The sequence below is a fragment of the Rhodobium gokarnense genome, assembly GCF_025961475.1.
Taxonomy (GTDB): Bacteria; Pseudomonadota; Alphaproteobacteria; order Rhizobiales; family Rhodobiaceae; genus Rhodobium; species Rhodobium gokarnense.
This window is the reverse complement of record NZ_JAOQNS010000006.1, coordinates 84797-105517: the sequence shown is the minus strand read 5'-3', so window position 1 is coordinate 105517 and position 20721 is coordinate 84797. Positions and strand designations below refer to the sequence as shown.

At 66.2% G+C, this 20721-nt stretch carries 15 protein-coding genes and 1 tRNA gene; 7 read left to right on the top strand and 9 right to left on the bottom strand.

Annotated elements, in window-relative coordinates; genetic code table 11:
* Positions 1–57 precede the first annotated feature (57 nt).
* Complete coding sequence (locus M2319_RS12060) at positions 58–951, top strand: hypothetical protein (protein ID WP_264601709.1); 894 nt, start codon at positions 58–60, stop codon at positions 949–951.
* 307 nt (positions 952–1258) lie between these two features.
* On the opposite strand, the gene M2319_RS12055 is transcribed toward M2319_RS12060, so the two are convergent.
* From M2319_RS12055 to M2319_RS12045, 3 genes are all read right to left on the bottom strand, one after another.
* Positions 1259–1335: transfer RNA gene (locus M2319_RS12055), tRNA-His, on the bottom strand.
* A gap of 202 nt (positions 1336–1537) precedes the next feature.
* Positions 1538–2026, bottom strand: a complete 489-nt coding sequence (locus M2319_RS12050) for a phasin (protein WP_264601708.1) — start codon at positions 2024–2026, stop codon at positions 1538–1540.
* Between the two features lie 297 nt (positions 2027–2323).
* Complete coding sequence (locus M2319_RS12045) at positions 2324–2710, bottom strand: phasin family protein (protein WP_264601707.1); 387 nt, start codon at positions 2708–2710, stop codon at positions 2324–2326.
* A gap of 285 nt (positions 2711–2995) precedes the next feature.
* Here M2319_RS12045 and M2319_RS12040 point away from each other — a divergent pair, with 285 nt between their 5' ends.
* The 4 genes from M2319_RS12040 (at position 2996) to M2319_RS12025 (ending at position 11921) form a co-directional block, all read left to right on the top strand.
* Entirely contained in the window at positions 2996–6715 is a 3720-nt protein-coding gene (locus M2319_RS12040; RefSeq protein WP_264601706.1) for an ATP-binding protein, read from the top strand.
* 136 nt (positions 6716–6851) lie between these two features.
* The gene (locus M2319_RS12035; protein WP_264601705.1) at positions 6852–7820 is read left to right on the top strand and encodes a threonine dehydratase; all 969 of its coding nucleotides are present in this window, start codon (positions 6852–6854) and stop codon (positions 7818–7820) included.
* 177 nt (positions 7821–7997) lie between these two features.
* A complete protein-coding gene (locus M2319_RS12030) occupies positions 7998–9953 on the top strand; it encodes a TonB-dependent receptor domain-containing protein (protein WP_264601704.1) in 1956 nt (651 codons plus the stop codon).
* A gap of 237 nt (positions 9954–10190) precedes the next feature.
* Positions 10191–11921 carry an ABC transporter permease gene (locus tag M2319_RS12025; protein WP_264601703.1) on the top strand — a complete coding sequence of 577 codons (1731 nt, stop codon included), beginning with the start codon at positions 10191–10193 and terminating at the stop codon, positions 11919–11921.
* A gap of 19 nt (positions 11922–11940) precedes the next feature.
* On the opposite strand, the gene M2319_RS12020 is transcribed toward M2319_RS12025, so the two are convergent.
* Complete coding sequence (locus M2319_RS12020; protein ID WP_264601702.1) at positions 11941–12258, bottom strand: YdhR family protein; 318 nt, start codon at positions 12256–12258, stop codon at positions 11941–11943.
* A 313-nt stretch (positions 12259–12571) separates the two neighbouring features.
* Between M2319_RS12020 and M2319_RS12015 the strand changes: the two genes are divergently transcribed.
* Complete coding sequence (locus M2319_RS12015; protein ID WP_264601701.1) at positions 12572–13009, top strand: MarR family winged helix-turn-helix transcriptional regulator; 438 nt, start codon at positions 12572–12574, stop codon at positions 13007–13009.
* 148 nt (positions 13010–13157) lie between these two features.
* On the opposite strand, the gene M2319_RS12010 is transcribed toward M2319_RS12015, so the two are convergent.
* From M2319_RS12010 to M2319_RS12000, 3 genes are all read right to left on the bottom strand, one after another.
* A complete protein-coding gene (locus tag M2319_RS12010) occupies positions 13158–13976 on the bottom strand; it encodes an HAD family hydrolase (protein WP_264601700.1) in 819 nt (272 codons plus the stop codon).
* Between the two features lie 26 nt (positions 13977–14002).
* Entirely contained in the window at positions 14003–15706 is a 1704-nt protein-coding gene (locus M2319_RS12005) for an alpha-amylase family protein (RefSeq protein ID WP_264601699.1), read from the bottom strand.
* A gap of 192 nt (positions 15707–15898) precedes the next feature.
* Positions 15899–17857, bottom strand: coding sequence for an acetoacetate--CoA ligase (locus M2319_RS12000; RefSeq protein WP_264601698.1), 1959 nt, complete (start codon positions 17855–17857; stop codon positions 15899–15901).
* Positions 17858–18077: 220 nt separating this feature from the next.
* Between M2319_RS12000 and M2319_RS11995 the strand changes: the two genes are divergently transcribed.
* Positions 18078–18320 (top strand): DUF6460 domain-containing protein, encoded by a 243-nt coding sequence (locus tag M2319_RS11995; RefSeq protein ID WP_264601697.1) that lies wholly within the window; start codon positions 18078–18080, stop codon positions 18318–18320.
* A 630-nt stretch (positions 18321–18950) separates the two neighbouring features.
* On the opposite strand, the gene M2319_RS11990 is transcribed toward M2319_RS11995, so the two are convergent.
* Both M2319_RS11990 and M2319_RS11985 read right to left on the bottom strand, forming a co-directional pair.
* Entirely contained in the window at positions 18951–19766 is an 816-nt protein-coding gene (locus M2319_RS11990) for an ABC transporter permease (RefSeq protein WP_264601696.1), read from the bottom strand.
* Entirely contained in the window at positions 19766–20668 is a 903-nt protein-coding gene (locus M2319_RS11985; protein WP_264601893.1) for an ABC transporter permease subunit, read from the bottom strand. Before M2319_RS11985 ends, M2319_RS11990 begins: the two co-directional genes overlap by 1 nt.
* Between the last annotated feature and the right edge of the window lie 53 nt (positions 20669–20721).

Sequence of the window (20721 nt, the reverse complement as noted above, 5' to 3'; positions counted from 1 at the left end):
AACGCTATCCGGACACCGGGCCACGCCGAAGGTGGAAACGAGCGGGGGCTCAAACACATGCGCGCACCAATTCTGTCGGCCACCATCGCCGGACTTTTCGGCCTTTTCCTTGTCGCATCCGCCGTGGCGGAGACCAGCTTTCCAAGGGCCGAACTCGACGACGAGCACGAGCGGGTCGAGGTCAGCGCCGGCGGCATCACGGCTCGGGTCATCGCCGAGCCGCAGATCAGCGGCGGCGCCACCGAGGTGGTGCCGCTCCTAGAGGTGATCGTCGACGGGCGCACCGTTCTGCGCACCGAGGGCGTGTCGGCCGGCTCCGACTGGCGCCAGGGCGCGGCCGAGATCGCCGAGATGGATCCGGGGAACGCCACGCCCGAGGTCGTCTTTTCCAGCTATTCGGGCGGCGCCCATTGCTGCACGCGGGTGATCGTCGCGGCCGCCGACAAGGCCGGCAAATGGTCGGCCCATGTGATCGGCGACTGGGATGGCGGCGGCGACTATCTGGAGGATGCCGACGGCGACGGCACCGGGGAACTGGTGATCATCGACAACCGCTTCCTCTATGCCTTCGACTGCTACGCCTGCAGCGCCGCACCGCTGAAGATTCTCGCCATCCGGAACGGCAAGCCGGTGGACGTCACCCGCGACAAGCGCTTCGAAAAGAAGCACCGCACCTGGATCAAGGCGATGGAGGGCTGGGCCGCGGACCGCAACGGCGAGTTCGCCGCCGGCTTCTATGCCGGCTGGGTGGCGCAGAAATCGCTGGTCGGGGAAGGCAAGGAGGCCTGGGAGGCGATGCTGGAGGCCTACAAGAAAGCGCCCCAGGACGAGGGCTACGACATCTGCCGCACGGGCCAGCCGATGGAAAGCTGCAAGCCGGAAGACCAGGTCTCGGTCCCGTTTCCGGAGGCGCTGAAGGCGTTCCTTGACGAGGCCGGCTACCGATTCTGAGGGTATCCGCCGTATCCGGTTGAGGCCTTACGCCCCGCTACTTCCAGGCGTTTGCACATAAAAGAAGGCGTGTTGAACGGCGGGCCACACGAGCCAGCGTCGTTCAACACGCCTTAAGTCCTCCAGCATGCAAGGGAACAATAGCGCATTCGGCGCGGCCTCGATACTCCCCAAAAAGCACTTGGTATTTCTACCAAGGGACGTGTGCCATTTATGCAACTTTTATGATGCCTACGCGGTCTACGCACAATCGTGACGGCGCGGGCGCGGGCTACGCGCGGGGGAAATCGGCCGAATTCTGGAGAAATGGTACAGCTGGTAGGGGTCGAACCTACGACCTCCGGATCCACAATCCGGCGCTCTAACCAACTGAGCTACAGCTGCACAGGCGAAACGTTGGCGGACAATATGGAGAAACCGCCGCCTTTTCAAGAGGGCATCGGGCCAATCGGAAAGCGCCCCGAAATCCCTCGCCGGAGCGCTGGCCGGGCCGCGAATCGGTTGCCCTACCGCCTTCAAAAACCATAAAAAAACGCCCGGTGCGATGCACCGGGCGCCAGGCTAACATCAGGTCGTGGGAGGAAGCTTAAGCGACCTTGATGTTCTTGAAGGATTTCTCGAACACTTCCTTGAAGGGCTGCGAGGCGTCGGTGGCGGCGCGGGTGGCCAGTTCCTGCATGTCCTTGACCTGGGAACCGGCGGCCTCGAACTGCTTGCGGGCAAAGCCGGTCTGCAGCTCGATCGCCTCGGCCATCGACTTGGCGCCGAGCAGGTCCTTGAAGAAGTCGAACGTCGCGTCGGCGTTCTCCTTGACCAGGTCGATCGCCTTCCTGTTGAACTCGATCGCGTTCTGGCGGGAGGTCTCGTAGGAGTCCTCCATCATGCCGGTGGCGTCCTCGGTGGCCGTGCGGAACTTGTCGTAGGCGTCGCGGGCCTGGGTGACGCTCTTCTCGGCCATCTCGCGCATGGCGGTCGGGACTTCCATATTGCCCATATTGCCGATGGCGAAGGTGTCCTCGGCGGCCTTGGCGGCCGGCTTGGCAGCGGTCTTGGTGGTCTTTTCGGTGGTGGCCATTGTCTTTCTCCTCGGTTGTCCGTCGCCAGGTGATCCGCGCGGAACGAATGGGAAACTCTGCTTCCTGGCAGGCCCCGCCCGACCCGTTGCCGTCGGTGCCGATACCGGAACTGGCAGAATGTCTGCCCCTCAACTCTGCGACCCAATATAGGGAGACTTTTGCTGCAATGCAATATTTTTTTGCGCTGCAGCAAAATCCGCGTTTTCTGAAGGGGATAGCGGCAAGGCCGGGAGCCGAACGCAAAAAAGGCCGGCGGGAACCGGCCTTTCCATTATCGCAAAGGGGCGGACCGGCGCCTACTTGTCGCCGCTCTTGGTCGCCTCCGTGGCGGTCCGGGTGACGGCGTCGGAGAGCTCGCGGGCCTGTTCGCCGAGCGCGGTCATCTGCGTGCGCAGGAACTCGTTCTGGAGCTGCATCAGCTCCTGCATGTCCGCGACCTGCAGCGATTTCGTCGCATATTCGAAGGCCTTGGCGACGTTCTCCTCGGCATAGCCGAGCGCCTTCTTGTTGAAATCGAGGGCGCCGGTCTGGACCGTGGAGGCGGAGGATTCCACCGTCGTCACGGCCTTCTGCATCGCCGACATCATTTCGTCGAAGGCCTGCTGGGCCTGCTTGACGTTGCCTTCGGCCATCTGCCGAAACTGATCCGGCATCTCGAAGCCGGTCGGTTTTTTGGTTGCCATTTGCGGTTACTCCCAAGCGTGAATCCGTCGCCGGCCGCGTTGTTGTTATCGATGGTCGCCCGACGTGGCCGCAACCTATCAACGAAAATGCTGCACCGCAACATAAATCTCCCAGCCCGGGCGGCGTTTACCCTGTCGGCAATCTTGCCGCCCGGGACCGGGTCCGATGATGGACGCGATCGCGAATACTATATATTAACAAAGTATTAAAGGACATGGGGTCGACACCTAAGGCCCGCGGCGCCGAATATCGGGGCCGGCCGTGGCACGACGGACCGAAAACGTATGAGTATATCCGCCGCACAGCTTATCGATTTCCTCGGCGATCCGCGCATCGGGGCCCATTTCGGCGATGCGCGGCCAGTCTGGCTTTGGGACGCCAGCGGCCGCCGCATTCTGTGGGCCAATGCCGCGGGCACCCGCTTCTTCAGGGCGCGGACCCTTGCCGCCCTTGCCGGTCGCGACTTTTCCCGCGGCGGCGTTGCCGGCCATATCGCCCGGCTCGCGACAAGCGGTGCCGACCGGCCGAAGATCGTCCAGCTTCGCCTCTATCGCGGCATGACGGCGGTCAGCACGCCGGTGCTGTGCACGGTCGTGGAGCGGGGCGATGCGGACCCCGTCGTCCTCGGCATCGGGCTCAACGAGATGATCGATGCGCCGGAGGACGCCGAACAGCGCCTTTCCGACGATTGCGCCGTCCTCGGCGGCAACGGCCTTCGCGCCGCCGTCATCGACGCCGATGGCGCCATCGTTGCCGCGGGGCCCGGCTTTCCGGCCCCGGCCGACATTCCCGACACGGTCGCGGCCGCCGTCGGCAGCGCGCTTTCGCACGGCGCCACGGCGGCAACCGCGCTCTCCGGCGCCTTTGCCGGCCGGCGCATGCTGATTTCCCGGCTCGGCGATACCGGCAAGGCGATCGCGCTTCTGGCAACGCCTGGCGAGGCGGCGGCCCTTGCGGCCGACCCCGCCGCGATGGCGACGGCCTGGCCCGGCGTGCCGGTGCCGTCGATGTCGGAGCGCCGGCGGCCGGCGGAGCCGGCGGCGGCGCCGGGCGACGGAACGCCCGACCTGCCGAAGGACTGGTCCAGCGACGACGCCCCGCAGGGCAACGGCGAGAAGAGGACAGACCTGCCGCCGATGGTGCAGCAGACGATTGCCACGCCCTCGCCCGTCGGCGAAGCGCGCCCGCAGCCCGATGAGGACGCGACCGACGCGCCGGAGAGCGCTCCGGAGCCCGCCGAAGCCGACGCAGGGCCGACAGAGGAGACGTCGGAGCTTTCGGCATCCGATGCCGAAGAAGGCATTGCCGATGCCGGCGAGGAAACGGACGACGCGGCAGTGCCGCCGGCCGATGTCGCGGACGAAACGATCTCCGAAGACGCGCCGGCTGAGGCCGCCGAAGAGAGCAATGTGGCCGAGGCGGCCGCCGACGAAGACATCCCCTCCCCCGCCCCGACCGCTGCGGAAGCGCCCGCGAGCGTGCCGCACGAGGCGCCGACGCCGGCCGCCTTCACCTTCAAGCGCCGGGAGCGGCCGCACCGCTTCGTCTGGCAGATGGATACGGACGGCACCTTCACCTTCGTCAGCCACGAATTCGCCGACGCCGTCGGCCCGGCGGCGGCAAGCATCGTCGACCGGACCTGGCCGGAGGTCGCCGAACGCTACCGGCTCGCCAAGGCCGACGAGGTCTCGGCCGCGATCTCCAAGCAGGACACCTGGAGCGGGATCACCGTCGACTGGCCGGTCGAAGGCACGGACCTGCGCGTTCCCGTCGATCTCGCCGCCCTGCCCGCCTTCGGCCGCGGCCGCGAATTCGAGGGCTATCGCGGCTTCGGCGTCTGCCGGACGATGGAAGCCGAGTTCGACCCGCTCGCCTCCGGACGCCATCTCGGCGACGGCATCGCCAGCGACGTGCCGGATGGGACCGACGCCCCGGACACGGAAAACACCGAGACCGCCGAGACCGCCGACACCGCAGCATCGGTGACTGCTGTCGGCCTTACGTCCGGCGCGATGGACGAAATCGCCCGCCGGATCCAGTCCTCCGGCGACGAAACGCCGGAGGAGGCCGAGACGGCCGCGGAACCGGAGGCCGAAGACGAAGGGCCTGCGGCCACCGAGGCCGAACCGGCCGGGGAACCGGAAGCCGAATCGGAGATCGGCGCAACGGCCGACCCCGAAGAACCGGCCGACGACATCGCCGAGCGGGAAGCCGACGTCTTCGCCCCCGAACTGCGATACGAGCCGCGGGATGAGCCGCCGGCGATCCTGCGCACCACGCCAAGCGCGCCGCTCCTGTCGAAGCCCGAACTGCAGGCGTTCCGCCAGATAGCCGATGCGCTCGGCGCGCGGCTGGAAGGCGACGACGACGAGGTTGCCGAAACCGCGCTGAAAACCGACGGCGCGGAGGCGGAGAACGTCGTGCCGCTTCCCTCCGCCTTTGCCTCCTACAAGCCGCGCCAGATCGATCCGAGCCTTCTCGACCGGCTGCCGGTCGGCGTGCTGATCGCCCGCGACCAGACCGTGATCTACGCCAACCAGCCGATGCTCGACCTGATCGCCTATGACAGCCTCGACGCCCTCGACGAGGCCGGCGGGCTGGACGCCATCATCGTCGGCCCCGGCGAGGAAGCCGACGGCCCCTCCGAGAGCGATGCCGGCGGCCCGGCCGACCGCTATGTGCGCCTGCGCCGCCGCGACGACGACCTCGTCTCGGTGATGGCCCGGCTCCATGCCGTGCCGTGGAACGACGGCAACGCGCTGATGATGTCGTTCCGCCCGGCCGAAGAGCCGGGAAGCTCCCGGCCGCGCCTCGTCGCGGAGCGACCGGCGGAGAGCCCGGAACTGGCGAGCGCCCGGCACCGCGTCCGTGAGCTTGAGACCATCCTCGACACCGCCACCGACGGCACGCTGATCCTCGACGGCGACGGCACCATCCTCGGCGTCAACGCCAGCGCGGAGGCGCTCTTCGGCAGCGACCGCGAGGCGATGATCGGCCGCCGGCTGGTGCAGTTCCTTGCCCCGGAAAGCCGGCGCTCGGCCACCGACTATCTCGACGGGCTGACCAGGAACGGCGTCGCCAGCCTCCTCAATGACGGCCGCGAGGTCATCGGCCTTGCCGCCCAGGGCGGGCTGATCCCGCTGTTCATGACCATCGGCCGGCTCGACGACACCTCGGAGCGGGCCGGCGCGGCGCCGGCCTATGGCGGCGACCGCAAATACTGCGCGGTGCTGCGCGACATCACCCAGTGGAAGAAGGCCGAGGAGGAACTGACCGCCTCCAAACGCAAGGCCGAGGATGCCTCGTCCCAAAAATCCGACTTCCTGGCCAAGATCAGCCACGAGATCCGCACGCCGCTGAACGGCATCATCGGCTTTTCCGAAGTGATGATGGAGGAGCGCTTCGGGCCGATCGGCAACGACCGCTACCGCGATTATCTGCGCGATATCCACACCTCCGGCGAGCACATCATGAGCCTCGTCAACGATCTCCTGGACCTGTCCAAGATCGAGGCCGGCAAGCTGGAGCTCACCTTCGAGGCGGTGTCGCCGGCAGAGATCATCCAGGAGGGCGTGGCGCTGTTGCAGCCGCAGGCCAACCGCGCCCGGATCATCATCCGCACCAGCCTGCCGGCGTCCGTGCCGAAGGTCGTCGCCGATCCCAGGAGCCTGCGCCAGATCGTGCTCAATCTCCTGTCCAACGCCATCAAGTTCAACACGCCGGGCGGCCAGGTCATCGTCTCCACCGCGCTCGAAGACAATGGCGAGGTGACGCTCCGGGTCCGCGACACCGGCGTCGGCATGAGCGAGCGGGAGATCGAGATGGCGCTGGAGCCGTTCCGGCAGCTCCACACCTCGCGCTTCAGCGGCGGCACCGGCCTCGGCCTGCCGCTCACCAAGGCGCTGGCGGAGGCCAACCGGGCGAGCTTTGCCATCACCTCCGACCACGGCAGCGGCACGCTGGTGGAAATCAGCTTCCCGACGACCCGGGTACTCGCCGAATAGGCCCGTTTTTCAATGCCTTGCGCGGGGTGGGCGATATGCCCCGCCCCGCTGCGCCGTTTTCTTGGCCGGGGCGATTTCCCCGGCGCCGCAAATGGTCTATGCCCGGCTTCTAAAATAAACCGGGAAAGGGCCCCCAATGCTCACACAGTCGCAACTGGATGCCGCGCGCGACGTCGTCTACCAGGCGATGGCGCCGACGCCCGCCTATCGCTGGCCGCTTCTGGCCGAGGCCGCCGGCACCACGGTCGTCGTCAAGCACGAGAACATGACGCCGATCGGCGCCTTCAAGGTGCGCGGCGGGCTCGTCTATGTGGACCGGCTGAAGCGCGAGCGGCCGCATGTGAAGGGCATCGTGTCGGCGACGCGCGGCAATCACGGCCAGAGCCTTGCCTATGCGTCGGGACGGGCCGGCGTTGCCTGCACCATCGTCGTGCCTGAGGGCAATTCCAAGGAAAAGAACGCGGCGATGCGCGCCTTCGGCGCCGACGTCGTGGAACACGGCGCCGACTTCGACGCCGCGATCCCCAAGGCCATGGAGCTTGCCGAAGAGCTCGGCTACGAGATGGTGCCGAGCTTTGCCGCGGACCTCGTTGCCGGCGTTGCCACCTATTCCCACGAGCTTTTGACCGCCGCCCCGGATCTCGACGTCGTCTTCGTGCCGATCGGCCTCGGCTCCGGCATCTGCGGCATGGTCCAGGCCCGCAACCTCCTCGGCCACAAGACCGAGATCGTCGGCGTCGTCTCCGACAGGGCCGACGCCTATGCGCAGTCCTTCGAGGCCGGCGAGCGGCGCACCACGGAGACCGCGAACACCTTCGCCGACGGCGTCGCGGTCCGCACGCCCTCGCCCGAGGCCTTTGCGATCATCAAGGACGGGGTTGCGCGCGTCGCCCGGGTCTCCGATGAGCAGGTCGCCGATGCCATGCGGCTCTACTTCGCCGCCACCCACACGGTCGCCGAGGGCGCCGGAGCGGTCCCGCTCGCAGCAGTGATGGCCGAGAAGGAGACGCTGAAGGGCAAGACCGTCGGCGTGGTCCTGTCCGGCCAGAACCTCGACAGCGACCTTTATGCGAAGGTGCTCTCCGGCGGCGTACCCACCGTCTGACGCCACCGCCCCTCTCACCGCTTCCGCCGGCCCCCGGTTGCCGCGTCAAAGCGACCCTCTTTGCGACTAAATCGCAAGGATTTGACCTCTGTCATACCAGTGGATACAGCGGTGCGCTAAGCCGCGCCCTGCAATTTTACGGGGTGACTCTGTGGTGCGGCAGACGGGGTGACGATGGTGGCGATACGACGACTGGCGATGGTCCTTGCCGGCCTGGCGGCCCTTGCGCCGGCAGCGGCGTTCGGCGCGGACGCTGAGGCGGGGCGGGACGAGGAAGCGGCGGCGCCCGCGGCAGCGGAGAAAAAAACGCCGCCGCGCAAGAAGGTCGATTTCGACTATCCGTTCCTGACCTTTCAGGCGACCAACACAAGGCTCTTCCGCAACGTCCCGCGCTACGACCTGTCCCGCTGCGGCCACTATTACGGTGGGCCGAAGGGCACATTCGTTCCGGCGGGCGCCAACCCCGGCCTCAAGGCGCGCGCCGGCGTCCACGGCAAGATCGGCACCGCCTATACCGGCAACTGCGACCGCCGCGAGGCCTTTGCCGGCGGCTCGGCGCTCGTCGACGGCGTGCTGTTCCGCGCCATGACCTATGCGGAGGAATCCGGGTCCTATGAGGACGGCGCCGGAAAGACCGTGCGCTTCGGCGAGACCAAGCGGGTGGCCAACGGCGCCATCGGCTATCTCTCGCCGATCCACAAGTTCCTGTTATCCGGCGGCGTCGTCGACCGCCGCGATATCCTCTTTGCCACCGCCCCGGTCGACACGCCGAAGCTCGACATCGTCTACGGCACGCTGACCTACCGCTACGACGACAACGACACGCTCATCAACAAGGTGGCGGTCGACGGGCTCTTGCGCGAAATCGACCGGCGCAACGAGAATTTCGTCCTGCGCACCCTGACCCCCGGCACGCCCAAGGGGCGGGTGCTGCTCGACAACCGCGAGCGCGAGCTCAAAATCATGCTCGGCACCCGCACCGGGCCGGTGCAGCATATGTTCGGCTTCGGGTTTCGCGACGAGAACCGCTACGCCACGCGCTACCGCGACCATCCGGTGCTCGGCTCGCTCGCCAAGCAGAACCTCAATTTCGCCGACGCCACGATCACCCAGTACAGCGTGATCTATGAGGGCGCGCTGGCGCTGACCGCAAAACAGCGGCTGAAGCTCTGGGCGCAATACGACCGGGTCGAGGGCGAGGCCGCCAAGGCCAACGAGGTGCAGGCGGGCCGCCCGGCCGGGGCGCCGCTGACCTCGAACCAGCAATGGATGCAGACCTACGGGGTGAATGGCAGCGATCCGGCGGCGGAAAACAATTTCTCCGGCTCGCTGCGCTACGAGCGCGACTTCCTTGGGGCCACGGAAAGCGAGGCCGGCCAGTGGTTCGTCGAAGCCGGACGCTACATGCGCACCGCCGACATGCACGAGCGGTATCTCTCAAGCTGGGTCGGGCCTCCGGGAACGCCCGGCGGCTTCAAGACCTGGGCCGGCAATCCGGAGATCGACCCGGAGGCCCACCACAAGATCGCGGCCGGCGTGAAGATCGCCCGCGGCCCCTATGGCTTCGGCCTCGGCGGCTATGCCGACTTCGTGGAAGACTTCATCATCCGCGACAAGGCCCGCGGCCAGGACGGCGTCCTCATCTCCGACGGCTCCAACATCTACCGCAATGCCGATGCGCGGATCCTTGCCGTCGCCGCCGCCTTCGACTGGCGCTTCGCGCCCGGCTGGAAGCTGGGTCTCTGGTCGCAATATGTCTACGGCCACAACACCGAGGACGACCGGCCGCTCGCCCAGATCCCGCCGCTGGAAGGCCAGGTGACGCTGGAATATTCGGAGGAGATCTGGAGCGTCGGCGGGCGGCTGCGCGCCGTCTCGCGCCAGGACCGGGCCGACATCGACCCGCTGACCGGCTCCGGCGAAGACGACCAGGAGACCGACGGCTTTGCCACCGTCGACCTCTTCGCCTCGCTGCGACCGCAGAAATTCGCCGAGATCTCCGTGGGCGTCGAAAACCTCTTCGACAAGAACTACCGGGAGCACATCGACCGCGTCGATATCGGCGATCCGGACCGCTATGCCGTCAACATGCCCGGCCGCACCGTCTGGGTCCGCGGCCAGGTGACGTTCTGACGTTTTTTCCCCGCCCCTTGATCCAGCAGGGATCCGGTACGTAAGCTTTATTGACCGTATCGGTTCACCGGTGATATCCAGATCTCAAACTGCAAATGCCAATTGGTCGCACCTGGGGCGGTGCGGCAGTGGGAGACTGGAGAGCATGCCCGTAACAGGGCACCTATCTGCTTCGATCGCCACCCGCATTACGGCACCGCCGGTCCGGCTCCCCGCCGGCCGGCGGGACGTGCGGCCATGAGCTTTGCGGCCCCCACCCTCGACGACGCATCGACTGCCGCCGGCAGGACGCTCGGACCGCGCCTTGGTAGCGACGTCGCCTGGACGGTGCTGGTCAGCGTCATCTCCTTCTTCGCGCTGCTGCCGATCCTGGCGCTGGTCATCATCTCGCTGACGCCGGCCGGCGAGGTCTGGGCGCACCTGATCTCCACCGTGCTGCCGCGGGCGATCTCCACGACCGCCCTTTTGATGCTCGGCGTTGCCGGGGTCGTCACTGCCGTCGGGGTGACCACGGCCTGGCTCGTCACCATGTGCCGGTTTCCAGGCAGGCGGCTCTTTGACTGGGCACTGCTTCTGCCGCTCGCCGTCCCCACCTACATCGTCGCCTACACCTATGTGGAGGCGATGGACGTCACCGGGCCGATCCAGACGGCGATCCGCGCCGTCTTCGGCTTTTCCAGCGCCCGCGACTACTGGTTCCCGGAAATCCGCTCGCTGCCGGGCGCCGTCTTCGTCATGGGCATGGTGCTCTACCCTTACGTCTACCTGACGACGCGGGCGATGTTCCTGATGCAGTCGGCCTGCGCCCTCGATGTCGCGCGCACGCTCGGCGCCAATCCGCTGAGGCTGTTCGGTTCCGTCGCCCTGCCGCTCGCCCGCCCGGCGATCGCGGTCGGCGTGACGCTTGCCATGATGGAATGCCTCAACGACATCGGCGCGGTGGAGCATCTCGGCGTCAAGACGCTGACCTTTTCGATCTATGACACCTGGCTCAACCGCGGCAGCCTTGCCGGCGCCGCGCAGATGGCGACTGCCATGCTGGTCATCGTGTTCCTGTTGATCTGGCTGGAGCGCTTCGCGCGCCGGCACCAGCGCTATCACCAGACCTCCAGCCGCTACCGGATGCTGCCGAACTACCGGCTCACCGGCTGGAAGGCGGCCCTTGCCATCCTCGCCTGCTCCGCGCCCATCGTCCTTGGCTTTGTCGTTCCGGCGAGCGTCCTTGCCGATGTCGCCTCGCGGCGGCTGGAGCAGCTGAGCGCTCCGGGGTTCGTCTCGGCCGTCGTCAACAGCGTCGGCCTGTCGCTCGCCGCCGTGGTGCTGACGGTGCTGACCGGCCTCCTCGTTGCCTATACGCTCAGGCTCCGGCGCAACCGGCTGATCCACATGATCGCCCGGTTCTCCACCATCGGCTATGCGGTGCCCGGCACGGTGCTTGCCGTCGGCATCCTCATTCCGAGCGCTGCCTTCGACAATTTCCTCGACGGCTCGCTGCGCGCGACCTTCGGCATCTCCACCGGCCTGCTGCTGACCGGCTCCGGCGCCGTCATCGTCTATGGCCATGCGACGCGGTTCCTGGCGGTCGCCTTCGGCACCCTTGAGAGCGGCCTGCAAAAGGTGTCGCCGAACCTCGACATGGCGTCGCGGGCGCTGGGACGCACGGCGGCCCGCAGCCTCGTGGAAATCCACATGCCGATGATCAAGCCGGCGCTGGCGACGGCGTCCATGCTGGTGTTCGTGGAATGCATGAAGGAGCTGCCGGCGACGATCCTGTTGCGCCCCTTCAACTTCGAGACGCTGTCGACGACGGTCTATGCCGCCGCGTCCCAGGAAGCGTTCGAGCGCGGGGCGGTGGCGGCGCTCGCCATCGTCGCCGTCGGGCTGCTGCCCGTCATCTTCCTTGCCCGCACCAGTTCCTCCACCTTCCGCGACCGCAAGGCGGCACGCCGCGAGCGCGCCGGCGCCTGAGCAATCGCAAGGCCGGGGCCTATTGCGGCAGCACCATGATCTCGCCCTTGACGTTGTCGACGCAGACCGGGCTGTCGAAGAAGGTCAGTTCCGGCTCGCAGCCATATTTCTCGTTGACCAGCGCGCGCCAGGCATCGTCGAAGACGGCCTCGGCGGCGGCCCGGTTCTCGAACACGTAGAAGCCCCCCGCCTTGGCGTTTTGCGGATCGAAGATGTAGTGCTTGCGGATGAGGCCGCGAAGGCCGAGATAGCGCGGCGCCGTGGAGCGGAAGATGGCGGTGGCGGCGTCGAGGGTGGTTTCCGGCGCAAGCTGGAACTGGACGAATGCCGTGATCATGGCGGGGTCTCCCCTGGGGTCTGTCGGGCCTCGGCGCGCGCGACGGCTGGCGGCTGATCGTTCCCGGCAACGGGAAACGCGCCGGGCAGTGCGGGGCGTCGGGCGGCTGAGTCGTGTGCCCTATCTTTGTCCCACAATGTCACATGACCAAGACATGTTTTGCCGGAAAGCCCGACCGCAGGGGCGGCAAGCGGGTCGGGATCGGGCGGCCCGATCTTTTTAAAACCCTTGCGCAAATTCGGTTTCCTTTTTGGCATTCATGGTATATTCTCGCAACAGTAACCGAATGTCGAACTGTGCGAAGGGTGAAGTCATGGACCGTCAAACCGCGAGCTTTTGCGACGCCCTCAGCCGGATCTATTACACGCTGCCCTTCCGCGAGGGCATTGCCGGCACCGAGGAGGCGCCGGTCTATGTCAGCGCCATCGACACCCAGGCGCTGCTCTATATCGCCGAGCATCCGGACTGCATCGTCTCCGATGTCGGGGCGCATCTGGAAGCCGTGCCGACCACCGTCTCCAGCGTCATCGCCCGGCTTGCCGAGCGCGGCCTGGTGGTGCGGCTCCGCAACGACGCCAACCGGCGCATCGTCAATCTGAGGCTGACCGACGCGGGCTCGGCACTATGTGCGGAAATCGTCACCAATCGGCAGGAAGCCTGCAAGACGCTGCTTTCCAGCCTGCCGAAGGCCGAACGCGGCGACCTGGTGAAGAAGGTGGCGGCGCTGGCGAAGGTTGCGGAGACGGAATAGGGCGTCGGCCGTCATCGCGAGGAGGCCGAAAGGCCGACGCGGCGATCCAGAGCGACTGGCTCGGAGCGTGCGGCCCTGGATTGCCGCGCTCGCGTTGCTCGCTCGCAATGACGATCATTGATGGGATAGCGCCCGCAAAGGCGCTGCCCTACCCCTCGAACAGGCCGTAATGCACCGCGCCCTCGATGACGCCTGAGGTGTAATAGCCGGAAAGGCCCATGACGCCGCCCTTGGCGAAATAGGCTTTCAAATCCGGGTTCTCCGCCATTGCGGCCTTGACCTGCTCGACCAGTTGCGCGTCGGCGTTGCGCACGAGGACGCCGGAAAAGCCGGCGGTCAGCGGGAAGATGTCGTTGCCGCTGTCGCCGCAGAAAACGACCTCGTCCTTCGGTGCGCCGTGGGCTTCAGCGACGTATTCCAGCGCCGTCTGCTTGGTCGCGCTTTGCGGCAGGAAATCGATGAGGCCGTTGCCGTTGCCGGAATCGAAGCTGTAGACGATGACCTCGTCGAACTTGCCCTTCACCCGCTCCTCGACCTCGGCAAGGATGCGCTCGCGGTCGTCGTGGTCGGCGTAGTAGCTCTGCTTGAAGGGGCCGCAATGCTCGGCCTCCTGCTCGCGTATGCCGGCAATGCCGGAGACCGCATCGCGCACCGCGGCGGCGTCCCATCGCGGGCTGGTGCGGCGCACATGGGCGTCCCAGCCCGGATCGTCGACCCAGGCGCCGCCCTCGCGCTTGCGGATCGAGGTGCCGACGTCGCCGCACAGAAAGTCCGGATAGCGCACGCCGAATTCCGCGATCGCCTTTTCCGTCAAGTCGAGATTGCGGCCGGTGACGTAGACGACGAGGACGCCGTGCTTTTCCGTCAGTTCATTGAAGAGCGGGATGGCGTTTTCGTCCGGCTCCCAGCTTCCGTTCGGCAGCAGCGTGCGGTCAAGGTCGGTCGCCAGGATCTTAGCGTCGCTCATCGGAGGCCTCCGGTTTCTTCCCGTTCTTAGCGGCGGTCGATGGTCTTTTCCCGGCCGTCGCCCGCGTCATAGGTAACAACGAAGCCGTGGGTCCTCAAATCGGCGTCGAGCCGGGCATAGGCCGGACCGTTGATCCAGATCATCGTCAGGTGATGCGACTCCGACGGCTCCACCACCAGCCGGCCGGCAAAGGCCGGGAAGGTGTTGCGCAGGCGCATGAGCTTCAACTGGTCGCGCACAACCGGGCGCTCCAGATCGGCCTCGATGTCGTCGAGGTCGAGCGCCGTGCGGTTGATTTCCTTGTGGCCGCCGGTGCCGCCGCGGTCGGCGGCGGCGTAATCGTTCTTGCCGGCGAAGAGGTCGAGATACCAGACCTGGGGCAGGCCCGGCATGAACATCTGGATGGCGCGGGCGATCAGGAGCTTGCGGTCGCTCTCGCCGAGGGCGCTGTAGAAGGTGGCGTTGACCTGGTAATAGGCGATCTTCTTGCCGTCGGGGCCGAACAGGTTCTTGACCCGGCCGCCGCGCTCCACGATGCGGTTCATCACCGCCTCGATCTCGTCGTCGGAGAGGAGCCCGCCATCGGCCGTGCCGTCGCCCCGGAGGTCCAGCACCGGAATGCCGTCATGGCAGCCGAGCATGTTGACGGTCTTGATGTCCTTTTCCTGGATATCGGCGATCCAGTGGCGCAACGGCTCGGAAACGCCGCGGTCGAGCGCATCGATGACGAGGCCCGGGAAGAAGAAGTCGTAGATCAGGAAGCCCTGGCCGGCCACTTCCTCGTGCAGGCCCTCGCCATAGGCGGCGTGGATTTCCGGCAAGAGCTTCAGGCCGCAGTCGTCGGCCATACCCTTCAGGCGCGCCAGATAGTCCCAGGTGCCGGGCTTGTTGAAGAAATTGCGCTCGCCGCGCTCCTTGTGCAGATAGGCGAAGGCATCGAGGCGGATCAGCCGGGCGCCGTAGCCGGCCAGCTTCTTCAGCGTCGCGGCGTAGAACTCCCAGACCTTTTCGGAGCGCGCATTGAGGTCCATCTGGCCGAGATAGCTGCGCTTCGATTCCACGATATCGAGGACCTTGTCCCGCAATTCCTCGAACGCGCCGAAATCGATCTCCGACAGCGGCGTCTTTTCGCGGATCGCGGTGTTGACCATGTCGACCATGGCCGCGCACTGCCAGGGCTGCGGGTGGTCGACGCCGGCGAGGTCCTCCGGCGTGATTTCCGGATAGTTGACCTCCTGATAGAAGGTGTTCCAGTAGGGCCGCTCGCTGCCGTCCGGAAAACGGACATAGAGGATCGGCAGGCCCGGCTTCCTCATGAACAGCTTGTCGAGCTCGTCCTCGCTCGGCCCGTCCGGCGCCCAGAACTCGTTCCAGTCGATAAAGAAATCCTTGAACTCGGACTGGTCGCCCTTTTCCAGCATGTCGTGGAATTGCGGCGACCCGACCGACAGGTGATTGAGAACCAGGTCGAATTTCAGGCCGATGCCGAGGGCTTCCAGGTCCTTGAGGTCGTCGGCCGAGGCCATCTCCTCTTCAATGTCGTAGTCGATGATGGAAAAGCCGCGGTCGAGATCGCTGTGAAAGAAGGTCGGCAGAACGTAAAAATAGGAAAAGGCGCCTTCCAACTGCGGCTTTTTCAGCAACGAGATGCTGTCGGAAAGTCGTTTTCCGATGCTGTCCGGATAGGCGTTGAAAATGACGCCCTGGAAGACGCCGTCGTTAGCGGGCATGATTTATCCAGTTCCGTTGGACCGGGAGGGATCGCAAGGATTTGATTCGACTATAGCATTGCCGGGTAACGGAACGGTTACCCAGTCTCCGCCAGAGACTATGGGGTGACTTTCCGGCGCGATCAACCGTGACAAATCCAACCGGCCATATGGGCGGTCGCCTGGTGCGGAGGACGGCGAGGGTCCGCTGTCCTAGCTCTCCAGCTCTTCCAGCCCCGCGAACAGCTCCAGCGCCGACGGGTTGGCCAGCGCCTCCTTGTTCTTGACCTCGCGGCCATGGACGACGTCGCGGACGGCAAGCTCGGTGATCTTGCCGGACTTGGTGCGCGGGATGTCCTCCACCGCCACGACCTTGGCCGGCACGTGGCGCGGGCTGGCGCCCTCGCGGATCTTGACCTTGATCGCCTTGGTGAGGTCCTCGGTCAGCTCCATACCGTCGCGCAGGCGCACGAACAGGACGACGCGCACGTCGTCTTCCCAGGTCTGGCCGATGGCCAGCGCCTCGACCACTTCCGGGATCTGTTCGACGACGTTGTAGATCTCCGCGGTGCCGATGCGCACGCCGCCGGGGTTGAGGGTGGCGTCGGACCTTCCGTGGATGATCATGCCGCCATGGGGCGTCCATTCGGCGAAGTCGCCGTGGCACCAGACGCCGGGGAAGCGCTCGAAATAGGCGGCGTGGTATTTCGCGCCCTCCGGGTCGTTCCAGAACATGATCGGCATGGAGGGGAACGGCGCGGTGCAGACGAGTTCGCCCTTTTCGCCCTTCACCGGGCGGCCGTCCTCGGACCACACGTCGGCCGCCATGCCGAGGGACGGGCCCTGGATCTCGCCCTTGTAGACGGGCTTTGTCGGCACGCCGCCGACGAAGCAGGCGACGATGTCGGTGCCGCCGGAAATGGACGCCAGGTGCAGGTCCGGCTTGATGGCGTCATAGACGAAATCGAAGCTTTCCGGGGCGAGCGGCGAGCCGGTCGAGGTCATCACCCGGAGCGCGGAGAGATCGTGGGTGTCGCGGGGGCGAAGTCCCGCCTTCTTCACCGCGTCGATGAACTTCGCCGAGGTGCCGAACAGCGTCATCTTCTCGTCCCTGGCGAAGTCGAACAGCACGTTGCCGTCGGGATAGAAGGGCGAGCCGTCATAGAGCAGCAGCGTTGCCTCGCTCGCCAGGGCGGATGCCAGCCAGTTCCACATCATCCAGCCGCAGGTGGTGAAGTAGAACACCCGGTCGCCGGGGCGCACGTCGCAATGGAGCCGGTGCTCCTTGACGTGCTGCAGCAGCGTGCCGCCGGCCGAATGGACGATGCATTTCGGCACGCCCGTGGTGCCGGAGGAAAACAGGATATAGAGCGGGTGGGTCATCGGCAGCCGGGTGAAGGCGACGGGTTTTGCCGAAAAGGGCGCCAGCGCCGCGTCCAGGTCGGTGGCGCGGGGAACCTTGGCGGCGACGTCCCGGGCGGTGCCGAGATAGTCGACGATGAGGACGGTCTCCGCGCTCGGCAGCTTCTCGACGACGGCCTTCAGCTTGTCGGCGACCTCGATCTTCTTGCCGTTGTACCAGTAGGCGTCGCAGGAGATGAATACCTTCGGCTCGATCTGGCCGAAGCGGTCGAGGACGCCGCGCTCGCCGAAATCGGGCGAGCAGGACGACCAGATGGCGCCGATGGAGGCCGCGGCCAGCATGCCGGCATAGGCCTCCGGCATGTTCGGCAGCATGGCCGCAACGCGGTCGCCGGGGGCGACGCCGGCGGCGAGCAGCGCCTGCTGCAGCCTTGAGACGAGGGCGTTGAGGTCGGCCCAGGAGAGCCGCCGCTCCACCTTGTCCTCGCCGCGAAAGACCATGGCATCGCCGTCATCGGTGCGGCGCAGGAGGTTTTCCGCAAAGTTCAGCCTGGCCTCGGGAAAGAAGGTGGCGCCGGGCATGGCGGCCGGGTTGTCGAGCACCAGTTCGCCCTTCTCGCCCCTGATGGCGCAGAAGTCCCAGACCGCGTCCCAGAAGGCGGCGCGGTCGCCGACGGACCAGGCGTGGAGGGCGTCATAGTCGGCGAAGGGCCGGCCGACCTTGTCGGCGGCAAAGGCCATGAAGCGGGCCATCACGGTGTTCTTGATGCGGTCCGCCGACGGCGTCCAAAGCGGCGTTTCCTCGCTCACGCGTTTTTCTCCCGAACCGGTTTCTACTGGTGGAGGCACCGGACGGCGCCCGTATTCCCTTTATGAAAAGGCGTAGCACCGCGTTTTGGCCGTTTCAACAAGGGCGCGCATCGGGCAGGTCATTGCGTCCGGTAGCGGAATATTCACCAAGCGGAAAGGTTACCGCGGCACACTGGTTGACGGACCCTTGGGGATAAACGCGGCAGGAACGACGGCTCCGATGTGGCGGCTGATCCTGACAGTCTTGAAGATCACGTTGGCATCGCTCGCCGTCGGCGCCGCGCTCTCCGCGCTCGACATCTCCGCCGCCGACCTCCTCGCCGAGATCGGCATGACGCCGGAGCGGGTCCTGCAACTCCTCACCGACGGGCTCACCTGGGCCGTGCCGAACATCGTGCTGGGCTCGATGATCATCGTGCCGGTCTGGCTGGTGATTTTTTTGTTTAGGCCACCGCGGGGATAGGAGTTTTTTTCGCTCACGGCAGATGCGCTTCGCGCATCGCCTCCGCGGGGGCGCGCTTTCGCGCGGCGGGCGGTCGCCCTTGCGCGCCCGTTGGGCTTGATTGTCGTCTCGCCACACTCAGTCGTCACCCCGGCCGTAGCGAAGCGGAGAGCCGGGGCCTATTGCCCCTCGCAACGGTGTAGCCCGTCGCGACGCTTGCACTGCGAGCCATGCAGGCGCCGTGTTCCACTAACAGGCGACATACCGTGAGGACAGGGGCAATAGGCCCCGGGTCAAGCCCGGCGTGACGACGGAGGGTGGGGCCGATGCCGGAGCGTCATTCACATCGCCCGGAACCGCTCTTCCGTCATGCCGGGCGGGAGGGTGCGGAGAACCGGGATCCAATGCGCCTCGCAACGCTGAAGCCCGCCGCGACCGCTGGCTGGATTGCCGCGTCGGCCTGTCGGCCTCCTCGCAATGACGTTGAAAATAAAAGAGAAACCGTCATTGCGAGCGGAGCGAAGCAATCCAGAAGCGGCGCGCACCAACGTCCGACATACCGTGCGGGCAGGGGCATTCGACCCCGGCCTTCCGCTTCGCGACGCCGGGGTGACGGCGGAGATTGTGGCCGATCCGGCGACCCCAAAAAACCTACTGCTCCGCCATCCGCGCGGCCCGTTGCCGGCTGACCTCCTGGCGCTTTGTTATCAGGGAGGCGGCGATGACTCCGACCGTCACAAGCGCGATGAGGATGGTGCAGACGGCGTTGATCTCCGGCGTCACGCCGAGGCGGACCTGGCTGTAGATCTTCATCGGCAGGGTCGTGGCGCCCGGCCCCGTGGCGAAGCTGGCGATGACGAGGTCGTCGAGCGACAGGGTGAAGGCGAGCATCCAGCCGGCGATGACGGAGGGCAGGATGATCGGCAGGGTGATCTGGAAAAACACCTTGAAGGGCGGGCAGCCGAGGTCCAGCGCCGCCTCCTCCAGGTCTCGGTCGAAGCTCAAAAGCCGCGACTGGACGACGACGGCGACGTAGCACATGCCGAAGGTGATGTGGGCGATGATGATGGTCCAGAAGCCGCGGTCGAGGTTGATGGCGACGAACATCAACAAAAGCGACAGGCCGAGGATGACGTCGGGCATCACGAGCGGCGCATAGACCATGCCGGAAAACAGCGTGCGGCCGGGGAAGCGGCCGTAGCGCACGAGCGTCAGCGCCGCCAGCGTGCCGAGCACCGTGGAGACGCTGGCCGAGATCAGGGCGACCTTGATGGTCACCCAGGCGGCGTCCATCAGGCCCTGGTTTTCCAGGAGCGCGCCGTACCATTTGGTCGAGAACCCGGCCCAGACCGTGACCAGCCGGGACTCGTTGAAGGAGTAGATGACCAGCAGCACGATCGGCATGTAGAGGAACAGGAAGCCGGTGGTGATGGAGACGACGTTGAAGGGGGAAAGGCCCTTTCGCATCACTCGGCCTCCCCCTGTTTGGCCAGGCTGTTCTGGAACAGGACGATCGGGATGACCAGCACCAGAAGCAGGATGATGGCGACCGCGCTCGCCACCGGCCAGTCACGGTTGGAGAAGAACTCCACCCACAGCGTCTTGCCGATCATCAGCGTCTCGGAACCGCCGAGGAGGTCGGGGATGACGAACTCGCCGACGATCGGAATGAAGCACAGGAACGCGCCGGCGACGACGCCGGGGATCGACAGCGGGAAGGTGATCTGCCAGAAGGCGCGCCCCGGCGGCGAGCCGAGGTCGGCGGCGGCCTCCAGGAGGGACTCGTCCATCTTTTCCAGCGAGGCATAGAGCGGCAGGATCATGAACGGCAGGTAGGAATAGACCATGCCGATATAGACGGCGACGTTGGTGTTGAGGATCGTCAGCGGATCGGAGATGACGCCGAGATTCATCAGGAGCTGGTTGAGGAGCCCCTCTTTCTTGAGGATGCCGATCCAGGCGTAGACGCGGATCAGGAACGAGGTCCAGAACGGCAGGATGACCAGCATCACCAGCGTCGGCCGCCAGGCCTTCGGGGCCCGCGCCATGCCGTAGGCGACGGGATAGCCGACGAGAAGAATGAGGATGGTGGAGACGACGGCAACGAGCAGGCTGGAGGCGTAGGAGCGGATGTAGAGGGCGTCCTCGGTCAGCCAGACATAGTTGTCGAAGGAGAGCTGCTTGATCTTGTCCCACATCTCCACCGCGCCGTCGGTCAGGTCGAAGGTCGGCACGTAGGGCGGGATGGCGACCGCCACCTCCGACAGCGACAGCTTGAAGACGATGAGGAAGGGGGCGAGGAAGAAGACCAGCAGCCAGAGATAGGGAATGGCGACGACGAACCAGCGTGCCGGCCCCCGGCGGGCCATCAGGACGTCAGTCGGCTCCGTGTCGTCGCTGACGGGAACGGCGGTCTCGTCGG

What these genes read in the sequence shown, in the direction of transcription:
- M2319_RS12060 (WP_264601709.1), top strand. Translation starts at nt 58, where the DNA reads ATGCGCGCACCAATTCTGTCGGCCACCATCGCCGGACTTTTCGGCCTT.
- M2319_RS12050 (WP_264601708.1), bottom strand. Translation starts at nt 2,026, where the DNA reads ATGGCCACCACCGAAAAGACCACCAAGACCGCTGCCAAGCCGGCCGCC.
- M2319_RS12045 (WP_264601707.1), bottom strand. Translation starts at nt 2,710, where the DNA reads ATGGCAACCAAAAAACCGACCGGCTTCGAGATGCCGGATCAGTTTCGG.
- M2319_RS12040 (WP_264601706.1), top strand. Translation starts at nt 2,996, where the DNA reads ATGAGTATATCCGCCGCACAGCTTATCGATTTCCTCGGCGATCCGCGC.
- M2319_RS12035 (WP_264601705.1), top strand. Translation starts at nt 6,852, where the DNA reads ATGCTCACACAGTCGCAACTGGATGCCGCGCGCGACGTCGTCTACCAG.
- M2319_RS12025 (WP_264601703.1), top strand. Translation starts at nt 10,191, where the DNA reads ATGAGCTTTGCGGCCCCCACCCTCGACGACGCATCGACTGCCGCCGGC.
- M2319_RS12020 (WP_264601702.1), bottom strand. Translation starts at nt 12,258, where the DNA reads ATGATCACGGCATTCGTCCAGTTCCAGCTTGCGCCGGAAACCACCCTC.
- M2319_RS12015 (WP_264601701.1), top strand. Translation starts at nt 12,572, where the DNA reads ATGGACCGTCAAACCGCGAGCTTTTGCGACGCCCTCAGCCGGATCTAT.
- M2319_RS12010 (WP_264601700.1), bottom strand. Translation starts at nt 13,976, where the DNA reads ATGAGCGACGCTAAGATCCTGGCGACCGACCTTGACCGCACGCTGCTG.
- M2319_RS12005 (WP_264601699.1), bottom strand. Translation starts at nt 15,706, where the DNA reads ATGCCCGCTAACGACGGCGTCTTCCAGGGCGTCATTTTCAACGCCTAT.
- M2319_RS11995 (WP_264601697.1), top strand. Translation starts at nt 18,078, where the DNA reads ATGTGGCGGCTGATCCTGACAGTCTTGAAGATCACGTTGGCATCGCTC.
- M2319_RS11990 (WP_264601696.1), bottom strand. Translation starts at nt 19,766, where the DNA reads ATGCGAAAGGGCCTTTCCCCCTTCAACGTCGTCTCCATCACCACCGGC.
- M2319_RS11985 (WP_264601893.1), bottom strand. Translation starts at nt 20,668, where the DNA reads ATGGCCCGCCGGGGGCCGGCACGCTGGTTCGTCGTCGCCATTCCCTAT.